21 protein-coding genes are annotated in these 24,012 nt (G+C 57.4%); 15 read left to right on the forward strand and 6 right to left on the reverse strand.

What is annotated here, in order from left to right; all coding sequences use genetic code 11:
* The first annotated feature begins 104 nt into the window (after positions 1-104).
* On the forward strand, positions 105-767 hold the full coding sequence (locus DSM3645_RS18610) for a metal-dependent transcriptional regulator (protein WP_002653832.1): 663 nt from the start codon (positions 105-107) through the stop codon (positions 765-767).
* 33 nt (positions 768-800) lie between these two features.
* Here DSM3645_RS18610 and DSM3645_RS18615 read toward each other — a convergent pair whose 3' ends face one another.
* Together DSM3645_RS18615 and DSM3645_RS18620 are read right to left on the reverse strand one after the other, a co-directional pair.
* Positions 801-1,310: a DinB family protein gene (locus tag DSM3645_RS18615; protein ID WP_002653833.1), complete on the reverse strand. Its 510-nt coding sequence runs from the start codon at positions 1,308-1,310 to the stop codon at positions 801-803.
* A gap of 38 nt (positions 1,311-1,348) precedes the next feature.
* Positions 1,349-1,783: a MarR family winged helix-turn-helix transcriptional regulator gene (locus DSM3645_RS18620; RefSeq protein WP_002653834.1), complete on the reverse strand. Its 435-nt coding sequence runs from the start codon at positions 1,781-1,783 to the stop codon at positions 1,349-1,351.
* A 174-nt stretch (positions 1,784-1,957) separates the two neighbouring features.
* Here DSM3645_RS18620 and DSM3645_RS18625 point away from each other — a divergent pair, with 174 nt between their 5' ends.
* From DSM3645_RS18625 to DSM3645_RS18660, 8 genes are all read left to right on the forward strand, one after another.
* Entirely contained in the window at positions 1,958-2,902 is a 945-nt protein-coding gene (locus DSM3645_RS18625; RefSeq protein ID WP_002653835.1) for a DnaJ C-terminal domain-containing protein, read from the forward strand.
* A gap of 4 nt (positions 2,903-2,906) precedes the next feature.
* Complete coding sequence (gene rnpA / locus DSM3645_RS18630) at positions 2,907-3,284, forward strand: ribonuclease P protein component (RefSeq protein WP_002653836.1); 378 nt, start codon at positions 2,907-2,909, stop codon at positions 3,282-3,284.
* The gene (gene yidD / locus DSM3645_RS18635; protein ID WP_002653837.1) at positions 3,281-3,529 is read left to right on the forward strand and encodes a membrane protein insertion efficiency factor YidD; all 249 of its coding nucleotides are present in this window, start codon (positions 3,281-3,283) and stop codon (positions 3,527-3,529) included. Before rnpA ends, yidD begins: the two co-directional genes overlap by 4 nt.
* A gap of 127 nt (positions 3,530-3,656) precedes the next feature.
* Positions 3,657-5,441 (forward strand): HEAT repeat domain-containing protein, encoded by a 1,785-nt coding sequence (locus tag DSM3645_RS18640; protein ID WP_081444890.1) that lies wholly within the window; start codon positions 3,657-3,659, stop codon positions 5,439-5,441.
* Between the two features lie 112 nt (positions 5,442-5,553).
* Positions 5,554-9,183 (forward strand): chromosome segregation protein SMC, encoded by a 3,630-nt coding sequence (gene smc / locus DSM3645_RS18645; RefSeq protein WP_002653839.1) that lies wholly within the window; start codon positions 5,554-5,556, stop codon positions 9,181-9,183.
* A gap of 736 nt (positions 9,184-9,919) precedes the next feature.
* Positions 9,920-10,492, forward strand: a complete 573-nt coding sequence (locus DSM3645_RS18650) for a helix-turn-helix domain-containing protein (RefSeq protein ID WP_040351967.1) — start codon at positions 9,920-9,922, stop codon at positions 10,490-10,492.
* Positions 10,493-10,733: 241 nt separating this feature from the next.
* On the forward strand, positions 10,734-11,252 hold the full coding sequence (gene moaC, locus DSM3645_RS18655; RefSeq protein ID WP_002653841.1) for a cyclic pyranopterin monophosphate synthase MoaC: 519 nt from the start codon (positions 10,734-10,736) through the stop codon (positions 11,250-11,252).
* 31 nt (positions 11,253-11,283) lie between these two features.
* Entirely contained in the window at positions 11,284-12,300 is a 1,017-nt protein-coding gene (locus DSM3645_RS18660) for a polyprenyl synthetase family protein (RefSeq protein ID WP_161603386.1), read from the forward strand.
* 62 nt (positions 12,301-12,362) lie between these two features.
* Here the strand turns inward: DSM3645_RS18660 and nrdR are convergent, their stop codons facing one another.
* On the reverse strand, positions 12,363-12,836 hold the full coding sequence (gene nrdR / locus DSM3645_RS18665) for a transcriptional regulator NrdR (RefSeq protein ID WP_002653843.1): 474 nt from the start codon (positions 12,834-12,836) through the stop codon (positions 12,363-12,365).
* A 241-nt stretch (positions 12,837-13,077) separates the two neighbouring features.
* Here nrdR and DSM3645_RS18670 point away from each other — a divergent pair, with 241 nt between their 5' ends.
* The 4 genes from DSM3645_RS18670 to DSM3645_RS18685 all read left to right on the forward strand — a co-directional run bounded on the left by DSM3645_RS18670 (position 13,078) and on the right by DSM3645_RS18685 (position 17,574).
* A complete protein-coding gene (locus DSM3645_RS18670; RefSeq protein WP_002653844.1) occupies positions 13,078-13,623 on the forward strand; it encodes a PH domain-containing protein in 546 nt (181 codons plus the stop codon).
* A 243-nt stretch (positions 13,624-13,866) separates the two neighbouring features.
* Positions 13,867-15,459, forward strand: coding sequence for an efflux transporter outer membrane subunit (locus DSM3645_RS18675; protein ID WP_002653845.1), 1,593 nt, complete (start codon positions 13,867-13,869; stop codon positions 15,457-15,459).
* A 235-nt stretch (positions 15,460-15,694) separates the two neighbouring features.
* Positions 15,695-16,633 carry a GlxA family transcriptional regulator gene (locus tag DSM3645_RS18680; RefSeq protein WP_002653846.1) on the forward strand — a complete coding sequence of 313 codons (939 nt, stop codon included), beginning with the start codon at positions 15,695-15,697 and terminating at the stop codon, positions 16,631-16,633.
* Positions 16,634-16,701: 68 nt separating this feature from the next.
* Entirely contained in the window at positions 16,702-17,574 is an 873-nt protein-coding gene (locus DSM3645_RS18685) for a DJ-1/PfpI family protein (RefSeq protein WP_002653847.1), read from the forward strand.
* Between the two features lie 109 nt (positions 17,575-17,683).
* Here DSM3645_RS18685 and DSM3645_RS28620 read toward each other — a convergent pair whose 3' ends face one another.
* The 3 genes from DSM3645_RS28620 to DSM3645_RS18700 form a co-directional block, all read right to left on the reverse strand.
* Positions 17,684-18,100: a carboxypeptidase regulatory-like domain-containing protein gene (locus DSM3645_RS28620; RefSeq protein ID WP_002653848.1), complete on the reverse strand. Its 417-nt coding sequence runs from the start codon at positions 18,098-18,100 to the stop codon at positions 17,684-17,686.
* An 82-nt stretch (positions 18,101-18,182) separates the two neighbouring features.
* A complete protein-coding gene (locus tag DSM3645_RS18695; RefSeq protein WP_002653849.1) occupies positions 18,183-19,145 on the reverse strand; it encodes a DUF1559 domain-containing protein in 963 nt (320 codons plus the stop codon).
* 437 nt (positions 19,146-19,582) lie between these two features.
* The gene (locus DSM3645_RS18700; protein ID WP_002653850.1) at positions 19,583-20,680 is read right to left on the reverse strand and encodes a hypothetical protein; all 1,098 of its coding nucleotides are present in this window, start codon (positions 20,678-20,680) and stop codon (positions 19,583-19,585) included.
* Positions 20,681-21,009: 329 nt separating this feature from the next.
* On the opposite strand from DSM3645_RS18700, the gene DSM3645_RS18705 reads away from it, so the two are divergent.
* Positions 21,010-21,603: an ECF-type sigma factor gene (locus tag DSM3645_RS18705; RefSeq protein WP_081444892.1), complete on the forward strand. Its 594-nt coding sequence runs from the start codon at positions 21,010-21,012 to the stop codon at positions 21,601-21,603.
* A gap of 20 nt (positions 21,604-21,623) precedes the next feature.
* Complete coding sequence (locus tag DSM3645_RS28625) at positions 21,624-23,954, forward strand: bifunctional serine/threonine-protein kinase/formylglycine-generating enzyme family protein (RefSeq protein WP_002653853.1); 2,331 nt, start codon at positions 21,624-21,626, stop codon at positions 23,952-23,954.
* The last annotated feature ends 58 nt before the right edge of the window (positions 23,955-24,012 follow it).

Below are 24,012 nucleotides of genomic sequence, written 5' to 3' on the forward strand. Positions count from 1 at the left end.
GTTGTTTCAGCAAAACGGGTTACTTGCAAGTCAGGCGCACAGGGTCGATTGTTCCCGAGGCTCGGTCTTCGTAGAATTGGCGTCGCCACCGGGAGGAGAACTGAGTGCACAATCTGACGATAGAAAATTACGTAAAAGCGATCTACCAGGTCTGCGCCCGCGCCGACAAAGACGCTGCGTCGACCGGAGAGTTAGCGACAGCGCTTTCCGTTTCGCCAGGCACGGTCACCAGCATGCTCAAAACATTGAGCGAAGCGGGACTTGCCGAGTACATGAAGTACGAAGGGGTGAGCCTAACGCAAGCGGGCCGAACATTGGCGCTGCGCGTGCTGCGCCGGCATCGCCTGATCGAACTCTTCCTGGTTCGTACGCTCGACTTGACCTGGGACGAAGTCCACGAAGAGGCCGAACACATGGAGCATGCGGTCAGCGACCTGCTGGTCGATCGGATCGATGAGTACCTGGGGTATCCCGACACCGACCCGCACGGCGATCCGATTCCCCGCGCTGACGGCACGATGGTAAGCGTCGACTCCAAAAAATTGACCAAATGGGACGCGGCCGAGCCGTTTCGTTTGATCCGCGTGATGGATCAAACGTCGGACTTTTTGCGCTATTTAACCGAAGAATCGCTCGCCCCCGGCTGCGAAGGCAAGATTATCGCATTCCGCGCCGAAGCCGGCGTCCTGACGATCGAAGTTGACGGGCGACAAACGACGCTCGGTTTGGACGCCGCCGACAAGCTGTTGGTCTCGGCCCTGACGTAGAGGCCGCTGTGTGCGGAACAAAATCGGTTCGCGTTATGCTTGCGGCTGCGGTGCGTTGACCGGTTCGTGTCCCAGCGAGCGTCGCACGACCGACAACTGCCCGGTGTGCATGCCTTCGTGCCAGACGGCGGTTTCAAAGACGGCGCCGATGTCGTTGAGAAAATCGGGCGATCCATCCGGAGTCGGTGTCGACATCGCTTCTTCATCCAGCGCGTCAAACGCCGCCAACAGCACGGCGCGGCGATCGCGCAGGTATTCGAGCACGGTCGCCGCTGCCGGATAGTGAGCCGGATCGGCCACCGGCTGAGAGCCGACGCCAAACAGCGTCTGATACTCGTCGCGGGGTTCCGCCAAATCGGGCGCGATCTGCGTCAAGAAGAAATTGTCGGTCAGCGCTAAGTGCCCAGCGATCCAGAGCGCATGGTTCGTCTGATCGCAGACCTGCCGAGTCCATTCTTCGGGCGAGTGAAAATCTTCGAACAATCGCTCGGTAAAAGCACGAGCCGTCGTCAATCGCTTTCGTAGTCGTTCTTTCGGAGTCATCCGCAATTCCTGTGAATGTTGTCGTCGGCTTGGGCCAGCTAGTCGTCTTTTCCGATGCCGCGGAGCATTGTGAGAAACAAGTCGACCTGCTCGTCATTGAATGGGGCCAGCAATTCGTCGCGAATGCGCTGGTTTAACGCTTCCACCGTTTCTGCGACCGTCGCTAGTCGCCGCCGCCCGAGGTCGGTCAAAAAGATCTGCAGCGATCGACGATCGGCGGGATCGGCCTGGCGTTGGATCAGCCCCGCTTGTTCGCTGCGGTCCAACAGACTGGTGATGCTGCTAGCGTCGACGCAGATCGAACGAGCGATTTCTCGCGGTTTGCACCCTGCGTTTTGTTCCAAGCAAGTCAGCAAATAGAGCTGCGGCGGCGTCAGTTGGAAGGGAGCGAGTTCTTCCGTATAGAGCCGCGCGACACGGCGCATTGCGACGCCTAGCTGAAACGAGAGCGAGTTGTCACGACAAAAAGGCATAGGCTGCAAATAATTGGTGTTCCAATAAACGAAATTCTAGGTATCGTCGTCTCGCTGGGTCAAGCGTCTTGATTGATCGATCGCTTGCTCTCTACAATAGGCATTCCCGTTTTTTCACAAATCGTAACGGATTTTACCGCAACGGTTTAGGGCCTTTAGAACGCCTCCGCTCCCATGCCAGAAGACCTCTACAAAACCTTAGGCGTCCCACGCACGTCCACCGCTGAAGAAATTCAGAAGGCCTATCGCAAGCTCGCCCAGAAGTATCACCCTGACCTCAATCCGGACGATAAGAAGGCGCACGAGCGGTTCAAAGAGATCCAGAACGCCTACGACGTGTTGGGAGATACCGAAAAGCGGACAAAGTACGACCAATTTGGTCACGGCTTTGAGCAGATGGGCGGAGGCCCGCAAGGGGGGGCATGGCGACGCCCCGGTGGCGCCGGCGGCGCAGGGGAAGAGTTTGACTTCAGCGATATTTTTGGGGGCGGCGGAGAGGCGAGCGGCGGATTCTCCGATATTTTTCGCCAATTTACCGGCGGAGCAGGAGGGCGACGCGCTCGCTCGGCGCCGGTTCGCGGGTCGGATCTGCACCATGAAGTGACGGTTCCGTTTCGCACGGCTGTCGAAGGGGGAGAGGTCCTGCTCAGCGTTCGTCGCGGCAACAGTGTCGAAACAATCTCGGCCCAGATTCCTGCTGGGATCGAAGATGGCAAGAAAATCCGACTTCGCGGGCAAGGCGAGCCCGGTCCCGGCGGCGGACCTGCCGGCGACATTTTGATCAACGTCCATATCGAGCCGCATCGCTGCTTTGTTCGCAACGGCAAAAATCTGGAAGTGAAAGTCCCGATCACGCTCGAAGAAGCGGCGCTCGGCGGAAAGATCGATGTTCCGACCCCGCATGGGACGATCACGCTGACCGTGCCTCCGAACTCTTCCAGCGGCAAACGGCTGCGGATTCGCGGCCAAGGGGTCAAACCAAGGTCAGGCGAGCCCGGCGATCTGTACGCTGAACTGCAAATCAAAATGCCGCCGCAATTGGATGAGCAGGCGCAAGAGATGATTCGCGAGTTGGGCAAGCTGTACGCCGATAGCCCGCGTAAAGACCTGACCTGGTGATCTGATGAGCAGCCGTGGAGATCATCAATTTGGCAAAGAAAAACGGCTGCTGCGAACCGCCCAGTTTGATCAGGTGTTCGCCGGCAAATGCTCTTCGGCCGACGGCATTTTGGTCGTCTACATCGCACCCAATGACCAACTCGGCCCGCGGATCGGCTTGGTCGTCTCAAAGAAAGTGGGGAACGCCGTCCGCCGCAATCGATGGAAGCGGCGGCTGCGCGAAGCGTTTCGCATTCAGCAGGCGCGTCTGCCGGAGAACTGCGATCTGATCGTGATTCCCCGCGCGGCGATCGAACCGCCGCTCGAACGACTTTGCCGCAGTCTGGTCGAGACGGCGCGGCGGGCACGCAAAAAATTAGGCCAGCGAGGCGCCAAGCAATGAGCGGTTGGGCGTTCTTGTGGCAAGCGGCGGATGGACTGCTAGCGGAGTCGATGATCTTCGCGGTGCGGCTCTATCAGATCTTTCTTAGCCCGATCTTTGGTCGCCAATGCATTTACCAGCCTACGTGTAGTCACTACTTTATCGGCGCCGTCCAAAAGTACGGGCCGCTCGTCGGCGCCGTGCGAGGAGCATGGCGGATCTGCCGCTGTCATCCATTTAGTCGCGGCGGGTACGATCCTCCTTAAATCATTACTCTAAATCGCTCTTGACCGTGCTATCAGATTGAAATAGCCTTCGCCCCGACACATCGACTGGAACGCGCCGCAAGGATTGCGAGCGCGGCCGCCAAGCCGACACGGAGCGTCGCACGCTATGACTACTCGGGCAATACAATCTCGTTCTCGACCACTCACGATCTTACTGCTTGCCGGCGGTTTGCTCGTTTCGCCGGGGTGCGTTTCGTGGTTTCACGAAGAGGATGTGGCGATCGTCGACGAATCGCCCGCCGATTGGGAACTCTCGCGCGTGGTGGGGGATTTAACCGTCCCTGTCGGACTGCAGGTCGCCAAAATCCAAGGCGTGTCGATGGTGACCGGCCTTGATAATACCGGCAGCGATCCGGCGCCGTCTCCGCTGCAAGAAGCGCTGCTGAACGAGATGCGGATTCGCAAAATCGCCCAACCCAACACCGAACTTGCGTCGCCGCGAACTTCGCTGGTGATCGCCGAAGCGTATATCGTGCCTGGGGCGCGGGTGGGCCAGCGTGTCGATCTTCGCGTTCTGACTTCGCGCGATTCCGAGACGACCAGCCTGGTGGATGGCTGGATGCTGGAAACCTCGTTGTCTGAGTCGGCCGTGTTAGAGGGGCGCTTGCGGAAGGGCGAAACGTTCGTTCGCGGCCACGGCGCCATTTTGACGGATAACATCCGCGAAGGCCGAGACGACTCTGAGATTCTGCTCAAACGCGGCGTGATCCTCGGCGGCGGCATCCTCAAGAAAGATCGTCCAATCGGACTGGCGATGCGCGCTGAAAATGTGTCGGTTCAGGCCAGTGCTCGGGTTGGGCAGTCGATCAACTCTCGTTTCTTCAGCTATCAAAACGGCGGCGGCAAGACCGGGGTCGCCAATCCGTTGGACGACAAAAAGATCGAGCTCCGCGTTCATCCCAAATACTTTGAGAATGTCCCCCGCTTCTTGCGCGTCGTTCGCTATATTCCGATCGGCGACACGACCGAAGAACGCTTGCAACGCATTCAAAACGCCGAAGCTGAGTTGATGATTCCCGAATCGGCGGAAGCCGGAGCGATGAAGTTGGAAGCGCTCGGCAAGGATTCGCTCGATTCGTTGAAGAAAGGGCTCGCGTCGAAAAGCCCGCTAGTCCGCTTCTGTGCGGCCGAAGCGCTGGCTTACCTAGATGATCCCGCCGCGATTCCCACGCTGACCGAAGCGGCGCGTAGTCAAAGCGAATTTCGCCATCGCGCCTATATCGCCTTCGGCACGCTGGACGATTTGACGGTGATCGACGAATTGGAAGGGTTGCTCCACTGCGAAAGCGCCGAAGCTCGCTATGGCGCTTTCGACACGCTGCTCGAAAAAACCGGCAAGGCTCCGATCATCCGCGGCGTCGACATGAAAGGGAAGTTCGTCTTCCATCCGATCCGCTCGAAAGCTTCGCCGCTGGTTCACTTTCGCCTGAGCGAACGTCCCGAAGTGGTCGTCTTTGGCGACAATATTCCGGTCCGAACCGACGCGATCTTGCTGATGCCCAAGGGGTTGACCGTCACCGGTACGACCGACGGCAAGATCAAAGTGACCCGCGTCGTCGCCGGCCGCGAGAATCGCTCGTTTGTCTGCGAGCCGACGGTCACCGAATTGATCAAAGGGGTCGTCGACGCCGATGGCGATTATCCCGAGGTGATGAAAGTTATCTACAGCTTGAAGCAGCAGGGAGCGATCGACGCTCGCGTCGAGGCCGATTCGCTGGCTCATAACGATCGGGTCTATTTTCTGGAACGTGAGGAAGATAGCGATTCCGACTACGCGGACGACGAAATGTTGGAAGAAGAAGCGGTTGCAGAGGATGCAGAAGCCGCTGAGTCGGAAGAAATTGCCGCCGGTGAGAAATCAGGCGACAAAAGTTGGTGGCGGTTTTGGTAAACTAAGAGACTCCCTGTGCGTATATTAGGGGGAATCTGTTTACTTATCTCGCTTGTCGCGCTTGCGCGACGAGGGACCGGTCCACCATCACCTCCGCGTATCGTTCGTTTCTATGCTGAAGGCGCTCGAACTTGTCGGATTCAAAAGCTTCGCCGACAAAACGCGGTTCGAGTTCCCCCCCGGCATTACGGTGGTGGTTGGCCCCAATGGTTCTGGTAAGTCGAATATCGTCGATGCGATCAAGTGGGCTTTAGGCGAACAAAGCGCAAAAAGTCTCCGCGGCAAAGAGATGGCGGACGTCATCTTCAAAGGCGCCGCGTCCGGCGCTCGCAAAGCGATGAACTCGGCCGAAGCGACCATCGTCTTTGACAATAGCGAAGGCCAACTGGCGATCGATTCGCCCGAAGTCCATGTTTCTCGCCGCGTCTATCGCAGCGGTGAAGCCGAATATCTGATCAATCGTCACCCTTGCCGTCTCCGCGATGTCCGCGATCTCTGCAGCGGCACGGGAGTTGGCGCCGACGCCTACGCAATCATCGAGCAAGGCAAGGTCGATACGCTGCTGCAAGCGTCGGCCCGCGATCGCCGCGCCATTTTTGAAGAAGCGGCCGGCATCAGTCGCTTCAAAGCGAAAAAGGTGGAAACGCAGCGTCGTTTAGAGCGTGTCGATCAAAACCTGTTGCGCCTGGCCGACATCGTGGACGAGGTCGAAGGACGCCTGAAAAGCGTTCGCGCCCAGGCCGGCAAGGCGCAGCGTTATCGTGAATATAGTCAACGCCTGCAAGATTTGCGGGTTAGCGTCGGCCTGGTCGATTGGCGATCGTTGTCGGCGCGGTTGGAAGAATACGAAGTCGAACTCTCGCAACTGCGTGACGAGTCCGCCTCGTTAACGCAAGCGGTGCAAGCATCGGAAGAGCGGAGTACGGCGCTGGAAGCGGAATCACGCACGCTCAGCGAAGGTATGGCCCAAGCCGAAGGGGATCTGTCGCGGGCCGAGCAACGCGTGGCGACCCTGTCCGCTGCATCCAACATGCAATATCGCCAATTGCATGAACTGACCAGCGATGTTGCAAGTCGTCGCGAGAGAGTTTCGCGTCTGAAGTCGGCCGAAGCGTCGCTGACGATTGACGTCGCGTCGATCCGCGGCCTCTTGGACGCCGCTCGCTTGCAGTACGACACCGTGGTCGAAGAACTGCATAGCGTCGAGGAGACCGCCGCCGACTTGGAGTCAGGCGTCGAACAGCTTCGCAAAGATCGCGAAGTCCGTCGCCAGCGGCACGTCGAGTTGCTCAAAGAAGCTTCGAGCCTGGAGAACTCGATCGGCGCGATCGAAGCCGAAGTCGCCGCCGCCCAAAGACGATCCAGCGAAGTGGGTGAACAATACAGCGAAATTTGCGGCTTGATCGCCAGTCAGCAACAAGAGCTGGCCAATTTTGAAGAAGAAGGCGCCCGCGTCGCGATTGACCTGCAACGCAAGCAAGACCGTCTGGACGTCACGCAAGATCGCCTGAGCCGACAACGTGACGACCTGCGTGCGCGGCAAGAGGCGTTATCGACGCTGCAGCATCGCCGCGCCGCGATTCATGAACGAGCCAAAGTGCTCGACGAGCTTGAGAAGCGGTACGAAGGGCTTAACGCCGGCGTCAAAGAAGTGCTATCACGCGCTCGCGACGAAAAGGAGTATCACTTCCGCTCGGTCGCCGGTCTGGTCGCCGATGTCTTTCAGGTCGACGTGCAGATCGCCACGTTGATCGAAATCGCACTGGGAGACGCCGCGCATTACGTCGTTCTGCGTGATAGCGGGCTCGTTGACGCGATTGAAGACGGAACCGTCCACTTTCCGGGGCGCGTCGGACTGATCGAGCTCGCGAGTTGTTTGCCGCGGGTAGGCGAAGAAGACGAAGAGAAACTGGCCGAAGAGGGCGATGTTCGTGGACGGGCCGATCGGTTCGTCGAGACGGCCGAAGAATTTACGCCGCTGGTGAATCAATTGCTCGGCGACGCATGGATTGTCAGCGATCTGGCGGCCGCTCGACGCTTGCAACGGCAATACCCACGTCGTCGCTTTGTCGCGGAAACCGGAGAAATGCTGGAGGCGGACGGACGCATCTACGTCGGGCCGCGGGCCAACGCTTCCGGGATTATTTCGCGTCGCAGCGAACTGCGATCTCTGCGTGATCAACTAGCCGATCTAGATGAAGAGATCGCCGGCGGGCGCAGCGAAATCGCCGCTTTGCAGCATGAAATTGCCGAAGCCGACGACGAATTGCGCAGCGCCATCGACGAACATCGGGAAGCGAGCCTGCTCCAGTCAGAGCATCGCGCTCGACTTGCTTCGGTGCAGCAGCAACTCGAGCATCTGGCCCGCGATCAGCAGCGCAGCGGCCAAGAGCAGGAAGCGATTCGTCGCCAAATCGAAGATGGGGACTCACGCTTGCAGGCGGTTCGTCATTCGCTGGCCGAAAAGCAGCGCGAAACCGCCAACTTGGAGAGAGCGGCCGATGACGATCACGCCAAAGCGGCGATGCTGGAGAGCGAGCGAGCCCAGGTCGGACAGCAAGCGACGAGCTTAAAGATCGAGTTGGCGAAAAGTGAGCAACAAGTCGGCTCGCTGGGACAGCAAGCGAATCAGACCGAGCAGGCGCTGATCGAAAAATCGCAAGCGATTTCGGAAAACCGCGAGCGGCTGCTAGCCGAGCAGACGCAGTATCAGACGCTCGAACGCGAGATCCTGTCGGCCAACGGCGAACTGGCCCATTTGTTCCTGGTTCGCGAACAACGCTATCGCGAGGTCCACTCTGGCCGCGTTCGTCGTCGCACGATCGAAACGCAGCGCGCCGAGATCACCGCCGAAGCGCAACGGATGCGGCGTGAACTGGACGAAGTCGCCCAACGTGTCCATCGCAAAGAACTTGCCGGCGGCGATTTGCGTCACGAACGAGGGACGCTAGCAGCGCGACTGCTGGAAGATTACGGCATCGAGATCAGTAAGTTCGTCGACAAGCAAGACATCGAGCCGATCGAAGATCGCCAAGCGGTGGACGAAGAGATCGCCGAATTGCGCCGCAAGGTGACCAACATCGGCGCCGTCAACGTCGACGCATTGCAAGAACTGGATGAATTAGAGCAGCGGTTCGCCCATCTGTCCGGTCAGTTGACCGATTTAACCGAAGCGAAACAGTCGCTTGAAAAGATCATCCACAAGATCAACGCCGACAGTCGCCGGTTGTTTGAAGAAACGCTGGCGACGGTGCGCGACAACTTCCGGCAACTCTTTCGCAAGGTGTTCGGCGGCGGCTCGGCGGACATCATTTTGGAAGAAGGGGTCGACGTGCTGGAAGCCGGCGTTGATATCGTCGTAACTCCGCCGGGTAAGAACACGCTGCATATCTCGCTGCTGAGCGGCGGCGAGCGCGCTTTGACGGCAGTGACGCTGTTGCTAGCCATCTTTCAGTTTCGCCCTAGTCCTTTCTGTATTTTGGACGAAGTGGACGGTCCGCTCGATGAAGCGAACATTGGACGCTTCGTTGACGTCCTGAAGGGGTTCTTGGACTGGACGCGGTTTGTGATCGTGACGCACTCCAAAGCGACGATGGCGGCGGCCTCGACGTTGTATGGGGTGACGATGCAAGAGTCGGGCGTGTCGAAACGAGTCTCGGTGCAATTTGATGACGTCAGCGAGGACGGCGAGATTTCGCAAGCTGCGGTCGAGCGCGACGGCGGCGATGCGCAAGTTGCGTAACTGCAGAAGCTCCCTAATCATTACAATTGCTGCGACTCGCTCTATCTTCCGCGCATATAATTAAATGTTTGGCGAAGAAATCGTCTGCGGCGACATGCCTAGCGCTGTCCATTCTAACCCGGCTAATGAGAACGACTTGCATCGGTCGGGCTCGATAGGATTCGGATAGCGCCGGTCGCGCCGTGCGATACGATTTTGCTTGTTGGCGGCGTCTGCGCGGAAAGATGCTAAAGAAAAACCCCCGATTGACTCGAAATTAAGCTTCGGAAGGTTTGTTCTGTCGAATTGCGTCCACAAGACGTCTCGCGGAATGGACCGGCAAGGGGGGTACATCTCAATCAGGGCGTAAGCCGCAACGTTTCGCAACGGACGGGAGCGAATCGTGGTGGAGTTACGTCTTCTATGAGGGGATCCCTTAAGCCGCCACCTCGCCGAATCATCGGATTCGAAGCGAAGCGAAGCGGTTGGGAAGCAATATCTCATCCTCTTCGCAGACATTCGCTTTCGGTGGTTAGACAGATGAGGCGCGGAGTCAGAAGGAACTGAACACGAGCCACAGAAGCGATGCATTTTTATCAGCCCTAACCCAGATGTTTGCGGTAGCCGGACAAGTCCCACTGTCGGCGCGAGGGAAGAAGCGTCAAGGCGACGCTGCAAGCAAGGGCTGGACGCGTGTTTCCGGTTTTCGGAAACGCGGTGGAGGTCAACTCAACTAGAGAGTAACGGAGAGCCTGAGATGAAGGTCTTCACAACAGGACAGGTCGCGAAGATCTGTAAAGTGGCCCCGCGCACGGTAAGCAAGTGGTTCGATTCGGGCCGTCTTAAAGGTTACCGGATTCCGGGGTCGCAAGACCGCAGAATTCCGCGGGAATACTTGATTAAGTTTTTGAAAGAGCACGGGATGCCCTTGGGTGACCTCGAAGACGAGGCCATGGCCAAGTGTTTGATCGTCGCTCAAGATCAGGTCTTGGTCGAGAACTTGCGTCGTGAACTGCCGCCCGAAAAGTCATTCAAGGTCGCTGTGGCCGCGAGTGGTTTTGAAGCCGGTATTCAAGCCGAAGGTTTTCACCCCGACTGCATCATCGTCGATTTTTCGATCGGCCGCGTCGAAGCGTTGCAGATTTGCCAAAATCTGCGTCGCAACATCGATTTCGCCGAAACGATTCTCATCGCCTTGTTGCCCGATGACGGCAACCCGATGAGCTTCGATCGCTCGACGATCAATGAAACCTTTAAGAAGCCGTTCGATGCCGCTTTGCTGGCTGAGCGCCTTCGCACGCTGATTGGCGCCAAGAAAGAATTGGTCTAGTCAGCTAGTCGACAATAAATCGCCGATACGATACTACGCCGCGGACAGACCCCCGCGGCGTTTTTATTGCGCCTAGCGCAAACTTTCGATTCTCGCACCAATTGCGCGGTTATCGACTGAGGACCCCCGCGGTTGTAAAACCACAGGGCGACGCCTTCGTTTGCCGCCAAAAGGCCTCTTTTCAAGGTTCGACGGCAGGTTACCATGGTGGGTTGTCCTCACTTCAACCTTGACGGGGAATATGGCCGGCGAACTAACCCATTTCGACGACTCCGGCGCCAGCCGCATGGTCGACGTCAGCGCCAAGCCGACGACGACCAGAACGGCCAAGGCCGAAGCGTCCGTCGTGATGGCCGCCGCCACGGTTGCCCGCATCGCGCAGCGCGATCTGGGGAAGGGGGATGTGCTGGAAGTCGCTCGGTTGGCCGGCATCATGGCCGCCAAACGAACCGGCGAGTGGATACCGCTTTGTCACCCTATTCCGTTGGAAGGGGTGTCGATTGACTTTCGTTTTGTGGACGCGACAACCTTGGTGATTGAAGCGTCGACCCGAACCACCGGCAAAACCGGCGTCGAGATGGAAGCGCTGACCGCGGCTTCCGCGGCCGCGTTGACCGTGTACGACATGTGTAAATCAATCGATCGGGAGATGGAGATTCGCGCGGTTCGTCTGTTAGAAAAAACAGGCGGACGTTCGGGTCACTTTGTCCGATCGGCCGATGGCGACCCTGCGGACTCCGCACCACAGCGGGAACGCTGATTTTCGACCGACAGTATTAGGCGATTTTGTTGTGAGCCAAACAGCCAACGGCGCATCCCGCTCTTTCCCAGCCGACGCCCAGTTTCTCTCGTCGGCATACGGCGGCATTGCGCCAGAGATGGCGGCCGTCGAAGAAATTCTGAATCGCGAGATGAGTTCGCGGTACGAGTCGGTCAACGAGGTCGTCTCGTATGGATGCATGCTCGGCGGTAAGCGAATGCGCCCGGCCCTCTTGCTGTTGGCCGCCAAAGCTTGCGGCCAAGTGACCGACGCTCACTACACGTTGGGCGCCGTGATCGAGATGATCCACACCGCGACTCTCGTCCATGACGATGTGCTGGACGAAGCCGATCAGCGCCGCCATTTGGCGACGGTCAACTCGCGCTGGAATAACGAGACCAGCGTGCTGCTGGGCGACTTCCTCTTCTCGCATGCGTTCTACTTGGCGACGATGCTGCCGACCACCTGCGCGGCCCGCATGATCGGTCGTTCAACCAACATCGTCTGCGAAGGCGAACTACGGCAGATCGCCAGTCGTCAGGCATTTGAAACCACGGAAGAAGAGTACCTGGCGATCATCGACGCCAAGACGGCCGAACTGTGTGCGTGTGCTTGTGAACTCGGCGCTCGCTACGCGGAAGCGAGCGAAGAACAGATCGCCGCGCTCGAGAAATTCGGCCGTGATCTCGGCATCGCCTTCCAGATCGCCGATGACCTGTTGGATGTCGAAGGAAACGAAGTCGAGACCGGTAAGTCGCTGGGGACCGATCTCGAAAAGCAAAAACCGACGCTGCCGCTGATTTACGCGCTGCATTACTTTCAAGGAGAACAGCGCGAACAAGTCTTGGCGATCGTCGAAGGTCCGGCTGAGAATCGCGGTCCCGGCTTGCGTCCTTGGCTGGCTCAGTGCGACGCGCTCGGTTACGCTCGCCGCCGCGCGAATGAATATATTCAATCGGCGATCGCGGCGCTCTCGATCTTGCCCCACTCCGAATCGCGCACGACGCTGGAGCAACTCGCCAGCTTTGTGACGGCGCGGTCTTGCTAGGAATCGGTCGCTATCGCTCGTAGCGGACCAGAGGAAGCGTTTTTGGCCCGCACAAGCGGACCCTACGGCTGGGTTGGACTGCGCGGCGTGTTGAGCATCGGCTGTAGTTCGTCCACAAAGTCGTGAACATCTTTGAACTCGCGATAGACGCTGGCGAAGCGGACGTAGGCGACTTGATCGATCTTCTGCAGATGACGCATCACCAGCTCGCCGATGTAGTGGCTTTCGACTTCTCCTTCACATTCGACGTAGATGTCACTTTCGACGCCGGAGACGATACCCTCGATTTGGGATTCGCTGATCGGCCGTTTCCAGCAAGCGAGCGCCAATCCTTTTTTGATCTTCTCCGGCATGAACGGCTCGCGCACGTTGTCCTTTTTGATGATCTTGATCGACATCTCTTCGACCCGCTCATAGGTCGTATAGCGACGCTTGCAGCCGAGACATTCGCGGCGACGACGGATCGAGAACCCGTCCTGACTAGCGCGCGAGTCAATCACTTTGTCGTTATCCGTACGGCAAAATGGGCAACGCATGCTAAAAAATTCCGCGAGGGGGAGAAGCTCGATAAACGAGCGATTTCTTCAATATACACGAACGGGTCGGCTCGCGTACGAAAATCCGTTGGTTTCAAATGGGAGATTATCCGGAGCGGCGTGCGCTGCAGCCCCATTTCTGAGCCGCTATAATGGCCCACTTGTGGCGGCCAAGAATTGGGCGGCCGTAACGAATACACTATCAAAAGTCCCCCTCTAGTCACTGCAACGAGGATGCGCAATGGATAAAGACGACTTCACTGACAAGATGAAGCCCCAGGACGACCGTCGCCGCGACGACCCCGAAGAGCAACTGTGGGCCGGCAACTATTCGGTCAAAGATATGTATGGGACCTGGATCATTACCGCCGTGCTGTCGGTGACGGCTCTCGTGGTGGCTGGCGTCTTCTTTTTGGCGATGATTCCCGTCGTTCTAGGAGTAGTCGCCGTGGTCGCCGTGATCTGGATTTTTCTTCTGTGTCGCCTGGCTTGGCGCAAATGGAGCGTTCAATACGAACTGACGACGCAGCGCTTTGTTCACCAAAGCGGCATCCTGAGCCGGACGACCGATCGGATCGAAGTGATCGATATCGACGACGTCACTTTCAATCAAAGCATTTTTGATCGCATGTTTGGGGTCGGCACGATCACCGTCACCTCCAGTGATCGTACGCACCCCACATTGGTATTGGACGGGATCGAGGACGTCAAAAGGGTGGCGGACCTAATTGACGGCGCCCGACGAAAAGAGCGTATTCGCCGGGGAATTCATATCGAAGCGGTGTGAATTGTAGGGCAGCTTACGCAATCCAAAGAGTCGCCGGTATCAACCGTTGTAAGCGTTGCTATCGGCGACTTTTCCGTTTCCAGCCACCTTACCGCGCCCTTAAAGAACTTTCATCCGGTCTTTTCGGAATGGTCGATATGTCAAGCAGTATCGGAACATGCGAACCGATGGTTAGCTTACGAATCGATGATCGCTGGGGGCGGTTGACCCGTGATATGCAAACAAGTTTTCTCGACGCAACGAGTGCTCGCGATCGCCTGCCTGGCGGCCGCACTGGCAAGCACTGGTTGTCTAATCGGACCCGATCATTGTGATCCTGGTGCGCCCTTCTTGCCGCATTGGAGTCGCCCTCTACCCGAGGGGCTGACCGACGAGCCAAACGACTCGGTCGCGTGGTGGACCAAGTTTAATGACCCGGTTCTTTCCGAAATGATGGTTCGGACCGCTCAGCAAAACCTGACGCTGGGTCAGGCCTACGAACGGATCGCCGAAGCGCGTGCTCAGCGGGCGATTGCTCGCGGCGGGTTGTTTCCCGATTTCTTTATGGACATGAGCTACAGCCGCATCAAGTCCAGCAACAACGGTAGCCCGATCGGTTTGACCTTCCAAACGCCGTCGTTCAACTATTGGAGCGCCTCGCTGGTCGACGCTTCTTGGGAAATCGACGTCTGGGGCGCCGTGCGGCGTAACTTGCAAGCCGCCAACGCTGATATCGACGTCGCGATCGAAGATCACAACGCGATCCTGGTGTCGCTGCAAGGTGATGTCGGCGCCAACTACGTGCAAGCTCGCACGCTGCAGCATCGTATCTTGATCGCCCAGCGCAACGTGCAGTTGCAACGGCAGTCATTGCAAATCGCGGAAACGAAGTTGGAAGCCGGTACGGTCAGCAAGTTGGACGTTTATCAAGCTCGCTCTAACTTGTACTCGACCGAGTCGTTGATTCCGTCGCTTCGTCAGAATCTCGATATCGCCTACAACCGTCTGGCCGTGTTGCAGGGGATGCCGCCGCAAGACCTGACAAACGAAGTGATGGGCGCGCGACAGCTTTTCAAGATTCCTGACAATATCGCCGTCGGCTTGCCGATCGAAATCATCCGCCAGCGTCCTGATATTCGCATGGCCGAACGTCAGCTGGCTGCCCAAGCTTCGCGTATCGGCGTAGCGATGGCCGACATGTTGCCCCGCTTTACCTTGAACGGAACGCTAGGCGTCAACGCGACCAGTATCGATCAATGGTTCACCGGCGACAGTCTTGCTTACAACTTTGGCCCGACAGCGCGTTGGAACGTGTTGAGCTTTGGTCGCGTCTGGGGCAACATCGAATTCCAGCGAGCTCGCTGGCGTGAGCTGGTGAACAACTATCAGCAAACCGTGCTGGAAGCTTCGGAAGAAGTCGAGAACGCGATGATCTCGTATCGCTTCACCCAGGTTCGCGCCGACCAGCTCTATAAAGCGGTTGAAGCAGCCCAAGGCGCTTCGGCGATCTCGGAAGTTCAGTACGAGGGAGGCATCATCCCGTTCCAAACGCTCTTGGACGCTCAGCGGTTCCAGGCCGACTTGGAAGACCAGTATGTCGCGGCTCGCGGCGATACATATACATCGCTGGTAAACCTCTACAAGGCCCTGGGCGGCGGATGGCAAGAGCCGTTCGCATCTGGCAACCTGGGCGCCGACGAGAACCCGTTGGGTGAATTGCAGCTCGATCCGCAGACGATGCTGCCGGGGCCCGACGCAGCCGGAGCCAATCCGCTGGCCCCGGACAACCCGGTCCCGCCGATGGCGCCCGGCGAAGCGATCCCGCCGCCGATGATCATCCCGCAACCGATGAACTAGGCGACCAAATTTTTCGCACCGATGCTTTGGTGAACCGCGGGAGAGAAATCTCCCGCGGTTTTTTTTTGTGGCGAATCGCTTTTCCTGCGCTGCGCATCACGTGGGGCGCCGATCAGGCCAGAAAGCGTTGATCCGCACCCGTGGCGCGATTTGTCTGATCTTTGTCATGGACGGAGCGTCCCTCCGTTTCTAAGCTTCATACGGAAGTCGTCACTACTTGAATGCGAGAAAGACATTGAACCACAAGGACAAAAGAAAGGTCCTGATCGTCGCGCCCCCGCAGGTTACGCTGATGGATGTGACGGGGCCGTGGGAGGTCTTCTGCCGCGCTGAGGCCATGTTTCCGGGAACCTATGATGTCGCCGTTGTCGCCGCCGAACCAGGGGCTCGGGTCAGCACCAAGTTTGGCCTCGATATCCGCTGCGAACACTCGGTTCATGAATTTCAGGGAGCGCTCGACACGGTGCTCGTCGCAGGTAGCCAGCAAGGCGTCGACGCCGCCGCCGATCCCGCTTTTCTCGCTTGGTTGCAAGATGCCGCCGCGCGCACGCGTCGGATGGGCTCGGTCTGTACCGGCGTCTTTTATCTCGCCCAAGCGGGTCTGTTGGCCGGACGCAGGGTCACCAGTCATTGGCGTTACATCAACCAGCTCAAGACCCAATTTCCGGATCTGACGGTCGATCCCGAACCGATCTTCGTTGCTGATCGCGATATCTATACTTCCGCCGGCATTGCGGCAGGAATTGATCTTGCTCTTGCGCTTGTCGAGCAAGACTGCGGACACGCGACGTCGCAGCAGATCGCGCAAGATCTCGTCATCTTCGTTCAGCGTCATGCGGATCAGACGCAACTCAGCTGGTCGCTGGCGCAGCGGATCGCCGATCACGATCCGATTCGTCAACTGCAGCGATGGGCGCCTGACAATCTGCAGTCGCTAACGACGGTCGAAGACATGGCGGCGCATGTCCACATGAGTCCGCGAAATTTCTCTCGACTCTTCAAACAGCAGACCGGCGTTAGTCCCGGCAGCTATCTGCGTCAACTGCGAGCCGAAGCTGGCGAGCGCCGCATGCAACAAGCGCCCGGCAAAACGAAAGAGCTTGCCGCCGAACTCGGTTTTGGCTGTGAAAAGTCGTTGCAACGCGCCATCCAACAGAAAGGGAAAAAGTCTTAAACGCAATCTCGATACGATTCTGCATTCTTGCTTAATTCCCGCCCCGTCCAACCATCGTGAAATCCGCCATGTCAACGTATGATAACCATCGCCATGAATCCGCTTCCGACAAACTGCCGCTAACGCGCCGCCACCTGGTTCAACTTGCTACTTGGGGAATTGCCGCCGCTATGCTTCCTACTTCCAATGCATCTGCTCAAAGCCTAACCCAACAAGTCCCTGCCGCTTTCGGCAAGCTGCGAAACAAACCGGTGCTGGAGATCGGTGTCGTGATCTTTCCCGGCATCGATCAGATTGACTTCACCGGACCGTTTGAAGTTTTGGTTAGAGTACCCGGCGCCAAAATTCGCATCATCGGCACGCAGGCCGATCCCGTTCGCGATTACAACGGGCTAGTGCTAACGCCAGAAATGACGCTCGCCGAAGCGCCGGAGTTGGATCTGCTCGTCGTTCCCGGCGGTCCCGGCCAACAGGCGTTGATGCAAAACGAACAACTACTGCAGTTCATCCGCCGCCATCACGCAACCGGCAAGCCGCTCTTCTCGGTCTGTACCGGTGCGCTGCTTTGCGGCGGCGCGGGCATTCTCGACGGACGTCGCGCTACTACGCATTGGTCGGCAATCGATTTGCTGCCTTATTTTGGCGCGATCGCCGTCGACCAGCGCGTCGTGATCGATGAAGAAATTGTCAGCGCCGCAGGCGTCACCGCAGGGATCGATGGCGCCCTGATCATCGCCGCGCTGCTGCGTGGCGATGTCGCAGCCCAACGAATCCAGTTGGGCATTCAATACGCGCCGGAACCGCCGTTCCAAGCGGGACTCCCTGCGACTGCGTCCGCCGACGTGCTTGATGATGTGACCGCCAAAATCAAATCATTGACCGAATCACGCCTACAGACCGCAAAAGCTTTCGCGGCACAAATGAAGCGGCGCACCGACTAGAGCGGATGTCAGTTCTCGAGCCTTTTTGAGACGACCGAACGCCAGCCTTTCATGGTTCTCGATTTGCTGCAGGCCCCATCGTCGCGATGTCGGGGGCCGCTTGGTATTGTTATTGGGTAGAATCCAAATCAAAGTCAAAGTTGTTTTCTCCCCGCTCGATCGTTCTCTTTAGTTCGGTCTCATCGTTGTATTTGGCGGGAACCTTCTCGGGTACGCCGGGATCTTGGACCTTGCCGTTGTCGGTCAGTACTCGGGCCTGAAACGTATGAATCCGAATCGAATGTTCACCCAGCAGCGCCCCTTCGGCGCCGGCGGCGAACTGCAGCTGAAAGTGTCCTTCCGCGTCGGTGGTCGCTTCCGACGTCCGTCCCCCGGCGACGGGATCAAACGCGACGGTAGCGCCGGCGAGCGGTTGTCCATCGAGAGTGACGGTTCCATGCACCTTACCCAATTGCGGACCACTCGAGCCAAAGCAGCCTGTCGTCAAGAGCAGCGCTAACCCCAAGAGGAATGCGTTCCGTTTCATCGTATTTTCCTGCAGGATGCCAACCCGATGTTCGCGCTTGCAGCGCGCGAGTCGGAGAGAAGGAGGGAGCGTAGGGCGTACGCTAGAAGTTGGAAACAGGATTCCCGTCGTCGCGACGAATCAGATACTCATAGGTGCTGTTCGTGGTGCTGTTGGTATTGTGGTCGATCGTTTCCGCGAGGAAATGAACGGACCCGTCGACAAACAGAAACAGGGCGCCGCCGGGATGGGTGCTGCTGAAACCTCGATCACATGCCGCATTGTTGGTGCAGTTCAGCGGCCAACGACCTGCGGCCGCAGGATAAGAATATCCTTGGCGGCTATGGTCTTCGGTATCCCCATTGGCGATCAATTGCGTGGAGGCGCGTAGAGAAAAACCGGCCAGCATCCAGGCTCGCTCGCCGACCGCAATCGTATTGCTGCTGCCATCGGTGACGCGGGCAAAATTGACGTATTGTCCTTCCGAGTCTCTGCCCATGAAACCGTCCCAGTTAGCGCGTTCCAAGTTGTAGCTATCGTTCGATCCGACATAGCTGGACGTAGCGATCTGTAGGCACCCGGCGTCGGTGCAGTCGGTATTGCCGCCGGAGCCGGCGGGGACTTTGCGTTCGCTATTGAGTTCGGGCGCGGTGGACGAAGGACAGCGATAGCCATCGAATCCCGCTTCGGCCGATTTCAAGCGATCGGCGTCACCCAGAGAGAGCTCGCCAGCCAGCTTGCCGACTTGCAATTGATCGTACAGGTTGGATTGCTCGACAAACGGCAGAATAAATGCGCTCCAGGTCCAAGTGCCGCATTTCCCTTCAGGGCAGTTGCTCGCTAGAACCCGGGCCCTATCCAGCTGCAATGCCGGCGGAAATCGCTTTGCGACATCATGGTAATTGTGCAGCGCCAAGCCGATCTGTTTCAGATTGTTTGAGCATTGCATCCGGCGAGCAGCTTCGCGAGCTTGTTGAACCGCCGGTAATAGCAACGCGATCAGAACGCCGATGATCGCGATGACCACCAACAGTTCGACCAAGGTGAATCCTTTGGAGCGTGCCATCGGTAAAACTCCATCCAGTCAAGATACGGGATAAATTAATAGAAGTGCGAGACGCAATCCATTCAATTGGCTTTAAGGGGTGGATAAGCATTGTAGTGATCCTGCGATTCTTTGGGAATAAAAATATCAATGTAAAGGAGTTTTTTTCTGCCGGCCCGCGGGGGAGGGGCTCGCCTGGGTGGTTTGTGAGGCGGTCCCTGTTCTTTACTTGGGCAGACGGCGGACGGAAAACGGCGCGGTTAAGAGAGGTCTCCGATATCGTGGAAACTTTGAGTCGGTAAGCGAAGCTTTTTGAGAAGACGCAGTGAGGGCATCGGGGACCGCAGAGCGCGGAAAGACTTGCGATGTCATGCTGCTTTTTGAGCGAAATGGTTCGCAAAAATAGCAACCAGTCGTCGCTGGAATCAAGGCCCTTGGTAAGGTACGCGAAATCAACTTTACAAATAGGTCGACAACAAGCGAATCGCCGCGGCGACCGATTCCAGCGATGCGGTTTCTTCCGCCGTGTGATAGCCGGTGGTCGGAATCTGCAGCGTGGTCCCGTTAATTTCTCCGCAGGTCGCTGCGGCCAAGCGCCCCAGTTCGGTCCTGCCGAGCGAGAGCGGTTTGCAGCGGTCTACGTTTTGCGATTCGATGTAGGCGTCTTTGAACATCGTGGTGATCCCCAGGTCATTGCAGCGATTCTGCAATTCGTCGGTGATCCCCCCGGCGAACTCTCCACTGGCGTCTTTCCGCCGCAGCACCAGTTGCTGGGCCGTCGCCGTCGGCGTGCAGGGGAAGGGACTCGTGTCGACCACGATCAGCTTTTGCGTCGTCAAATGCTGCCGTTTGAACCACTCCAGCGCGTATCGCCAACTGCGGCCTGCTTCTTCCTGGGCCGTAAATAGGCACGTCCCCCGAAAACCTTTGCGAAACAGGTGGACCAGCATCGCGACCGACAACACGTTATCCAACTGGGCCGAGAGAAAACCATTCTCGATCTTCAACCGATCCAAAAACGAAATCGGCGTCCCCGGCTGTAGAAACTCGAGCCCGTTCAGTTCAAAGATCAAATTGTGTCGTTGCGGGCAGACATACGACCGCGTAATCGCCGCTTGTCCTAAATAGGTTCCGGCGTACGGCAGATGCGCCTGCACTCGCTGCCCGGCAAAGCGATCGCCGATGTTGTACATCATCTGTTCTGAGACTGAGTCACCGGTCAAATCGCAACGATTGCTCGCGATAAACGCCGCATATTGAAACTCATTCGGCCCGGTGCAGAGTAGTCCATGCCGGTCGATATGGGCCGACAGGATCAGATCATACGGTCGCGGTCCCTGGGCGACCAAAACTCCTTGGTAATACTGAACCCGGGCGCCCACTTCTTCCAACTCGCGCCGCAAAACCCGAAAGAACGAATCCTCGGCGCCGACCACGCTTGGCTCGCGGATCAGCAACTGCAGGATGTCCAAAAAGTCGGCCAGGTCCGCGTCGATCAAAGGGGAACCGCTCAGATTTTCGGCGCCGGCAATCCGAGAAAAGGTCGCAATGCTCATGGAATCAGCACTCCGCAGGTTGCAAAAACCGCCCGGCCGAATCAATGCATTTTGCGAGCCAAATCGGCTCCCTGGCATAGCGAAATCCGCAGTCCCCATCCCCCAGGTCGGACGAATGTTCAAGCGGTTTTAGGATCCGCGAGCCATTCAATATTGGTGATTTTACCCCCCATTTCATGGGTCATCGGACGGTTCAACATCGGCGGAAGCCGGAAAAACAATCACCACTGATGGGGTTAATCGCGGAACTCCGGGGGGAAGTCTTGACCTTAGGGAGGGGCAGAAAGGATGATAGAAGCGATCACTTATTCGTTTCAAGGTAATTCGTTGTGTCCGATTCCGATTCCGTTTCCGAGTGGCTTCGCGGCCTGGAAGATGGAGATGCCGATGCCGCTCAAAAGCTTTGGGACCGCTTTTTTAAGAGATTGATGCTGCACGCAGATAATCGAATTGGGCGAGCGTTGGGGGGACGCGTCGAAGCGGAAGATATTGCCGCTTCAGTGTTTGAAAGTCTCTATATTGGAGCACAACAGGGCCGATTCCAGTCGGTGAAAAATCGGGATGAACTTTGGTGGTTGCTGATGAAATTGGCCCATCGGAAGTTGATCAACGCCGTCCGATTTGAAACAGCCGAGAAGCGAGGAGGGCGTAATCGCCCTATTTCTTTGAATAATGATCGGAGTTGTGGTTTTTTTGCGATTGTATCTAGAGAGCCCACTCCGGACGACGTGATCGTTCTCGGTGAAGAATTGGAACGTGTCCTGACTCTCCTTCCCGAGGAGAGACTGAAAAAGATCGCGCAGCTGACTCTCGAAGGACTTACGGTGATCGAAATCAGTCAGCAACTAGGGATTGCGACGGTGACAGTGACTCGTAAGAGGAAGTTGATCCGCAGTATCTGGCTACGTGATTTGCAAGAATAACGCCTGACAATCGCAAGAAGATGACCACTGACAAAATCGCGATCGAATGTGAATTGGACGCGATTTGCGACGATTTCGAATCGCATTGGCAGCAAGCCGAGCGGCCGGTCATATCGCAGTATGCGACTCGTGTCGATCCATCGTTGCGAGATACGCTGCTTGTGGAGCTGATCCGTGTGGATGTCGCGTATCGCCTGCAAACGGGCGAAGATTGTTCGATTGAGGACTACCGGACGCTGATCGCCCATAGCGTCCCCCTGATCGATACGCTGTCGGCGGAGTTTTCTGGGCTCCGCGAGGAAGCATCGCTTCCAGAACGCTTGGGACGTTTTGAATTGCTGAAGCGCGTCGGGGAAGGAAGCTTTGGGACCGTCTGGAAGGCGATCGATACCCGCTTGGACCGTGTCGTCGCCGTCAAACTGCTGCGCAACCATCTCGCTGGTTCGGCGGAGCAAGCGATGTTTGCGCGAGAAGCTCGTTCCTTGGCCAGACTAAAGCATCCCAATGTCGTGGCCGTTCATGAATATGGAGAAATTGACGGTCGACCTTATATCGTGTCGGAGTTTATGGATGGCGAAACCTTACGGACTCGAATTTCCGCCGGACCGCTAGCGCCGAAATCGGCCGCCAAGTTTACCGTAGACCTCGCAGATGCGCTGCAGCATTTTCATAGCAAAGGCATCGTTCACCGCGATTTGAAACCGAGCAACATCTTGTTCGATCAGTTCGGCGAGCCGTCGATCGCGGACTTTGGTTTGGCGAAATACTTGGATGGCCAAACGACGATCGCAAAAGACGGAGATCTGATCGGTACGCTCGCCTACATGAGCCCCGAACAAGCCGATGGCCGAGCGTCCGAGGTAGAACCCTCGTCTGATATTTATGCGTTAGGCGTCATCTTGTATGAAATGTTGACCGGCGTCGCGCCGTTCAACGGCAAGGGAAAAGCGATCATTCACCAGATTCTGCGCGAAGAGCCGGAAGCCCCGCGAAAACGGAACCCAGCCATTCCCGTCGATTTAGATACCATCTGCCTAAAATGCATGGCGAAAGAAAAACGGGATCGTTACCCTTCGGCGGCTGTGTTGCTTGTCGATCTGCAGCGGTATCTTGCCGGACAACCGATCCTGGCGCGCCCGATCTCGCGACCCGTTCAGCTTTGGCGCTGGGTTCGTAAAAATCCGCTCTTTACCGGAGCGATCGGCTTCAGCGGCGTGGCGACAGCGTTGGCCGTCACGATGACCGCTTTGGCGTTCAGTCAACCTTGGGCGCCGGAGACCGGCGATCAGCGGGTCGCGTTGTCCACAGTTCCCGCTGGGGCGACGGTCTCGTTTATTCCGCTGGACGAGCAAACCACCGAACCAGTGCCTGAGAGGATCATTCATGCGCGGCAGAAAACCCCGTTCACGCAAACGCTTCCGCCAGGCAACTATTTAGTCGTTGCGCGTTTGGAAGACGAGAATCGCTTTCACGAGGTTTACCGATTTGTTCCTAGCAAAGACCAGCAATCAGGCGCCTCCGGCGGCCCCTATGCCCATCGACGATGGAAAGTGCTTGCGGACGGTCGCATCGAATTGCCGAGAATCAAGATTCCTACCGCGGATGGGATCACGCACGGTATGGCGCTGATCGTAGGGAGCGACGACTTTTTGATGGGCAGCGAAGGTTCGACGATGGTCCCGCCGCACCATCGCAGCGTGCCATCCTTCTTCATAGACACGCAGGAGGTGACGGTCGCCGAGTATCGTAAATTGAATGCTAGTCATCTTGACCCGCCCAGTTTGCACTACCACGCGGTGCCTGAGGATTGGGCGATTTGCGTTTGTTGGGACGAAGCGGTCCAGCGTGCCGAACAAATTGGCAAGCGGCTTCCTGAAGAGACCGAATTTGAATATGCGGCGACCGACGGCGGACGCCTGAATCATTCGTGGGAGAGCGCGGCTACGGCGGCGGATTTGGAGCAACTCTTTCAACCACGCGACAAATTTGGTCCGGTAGGTGCGCCGGCGCAGGATCGTCTGTTAACAGAGCCTCCGGTATACGGACTTTGTTCGAATATGGCCGAATGGACGATGACTTCGGCGTCCGCCTTTTACCCCTACGGTGATTTAGCGGCAGGCGAGCTACAGAAAGCGTTACCTCACGATCTTTTCCGACATCGTATCGTACGCGGCGGCGATCGAACCGTCGGTAAAGAGGGAAATGCGACGGTCAATGAGAGCGTGCGCAATCCGCGAAATCGGTATCCCTATCCACCGTACTTTGTCGGACGGGGAGTCAGTTTTCGTTGCGTACGCAGCGCAAAGCCGCGTCTGTTGCCGAGCGACTTTGTGCGTACCATCGACCAATAGGGCGATCTGCCTACAAAGCGAAAAGCAAATCGCGTTTCGCCAAAAGTCGTATGGTTCG

This window comes from Blastopirellula marina DSM 3645 (assembly GCF_000153105.1).
GTDB classification, from domain to species: Bacteria; Planctomycetota; Planctomycetia; order Pirellulales; family Pirellulaceae; genus Blastopirellula; species Blastopirellula marina.

Coding starts and splice junctions, on each gene's coding strand:
- DSM3645_RS18620 (WP_002653834.1), bottom strand. CDS start 1,783: ATGCCTTTTTGTCGTGACAACTCGCTCTCGTTTCAGCTAGGCGTCGCA.
- DSM3645_RS28620 (WP_002653848.1), bottom strand. CDS start 18,100: ATGAAACGGAACGCATTCCTCTTGGGGTTAGCGCTGCTCTTGACGACA.
- DSM3645_RS18695 (WP_002653849.1), bottom strand. CDS start 19,145: ATGGCACGCTCCAAAGGATTCACCTTGGTCGAACTGTTGGTGGTCATC.
- rnpA (WP_002653836.1), top strand. CDS start 2,907: ATGAGCAGCCGTGGAGATCATCAATTTGGCAAAGAAAAACGGCTGCTG.
- moaC (WP_002653841.1), top strand. CDS start 10,734: ATGGCCGGCGAACTAACCCATTTCGACGACTCCGGCGCCAGCCGCATG.
- DSM3645_RS18640 (WP_081444890.1), top strand. CDS start 3,657: ATGACTACTCGGGCAATACAATCTCGTTCTCGACCACTCACGATCTTA.
- DSM3645_RS18700 (WP_002653850.1), bottom strand. CDS start 20,680: ATGAGCATTGCGACCTTTTCTCGGATTGCCGGCGCCGAAAATCTGAGC.
- DSM3645_RS18650 (WP_040351967.1), top strand. CDS start 9,920: ATGAAGGTCTTCACAACAGGACAGGTCGCGAAGATCTGTAAAGTGGCC.
- yidD (WP_002653837.1), top strand. CDS start 3,281: ATGAGCGGTTGGGCGTTCTTGTGGCAAGCGGCGGATGGACTGCTAGCG.
- smc (WP_002653839.1), top strand. CDS start 5,554: ATGCTGAAGGCGCTCGAACTTGTCGGATTCAAAAGCTTCGCCGACAAA.
- DSM3645_RS18625 (WP_002653835.1), top strand. CDS start 1,958: ATGCCAGAAGACCTCTACAAAACCTTAGGCGTCCCACGCACGTCCACC.
- nrdR (WP_002653843.1), bottom strand. CDS start 12,836: ATGCGTTGCCCATTTTGCCGTACGGATAACGACAAAGTGATTGACTCG.
- DSM3645_RS28625 (WP_002653853.1), top strand. CDS start 21,624: ATGACCACTGACAAAATCGCGATCGAATGTGAATTGGACGCGATTTGC.
- DSM3645_RS18685 (WP_002653847.1), top strand. CDS start 16,702: ATGTCAACGTATGATAACCATCGCCATGAATCCGCTTCCGACAAACTG.
- DSM3645_RS18670 (WP_002653844.1), top strand. CDS start 13,078: ATGGATAAAGACGACTTCACTGACAAGATGAAGCCCCAGGACGACCGT.
- DSM3645_RS18615 (WP_002653833.1), bottom strand. CDS start 1,310: ATGACTCCGAAAGAACGACTACGAAAGCGATTGACGACGGCTCGTGCT.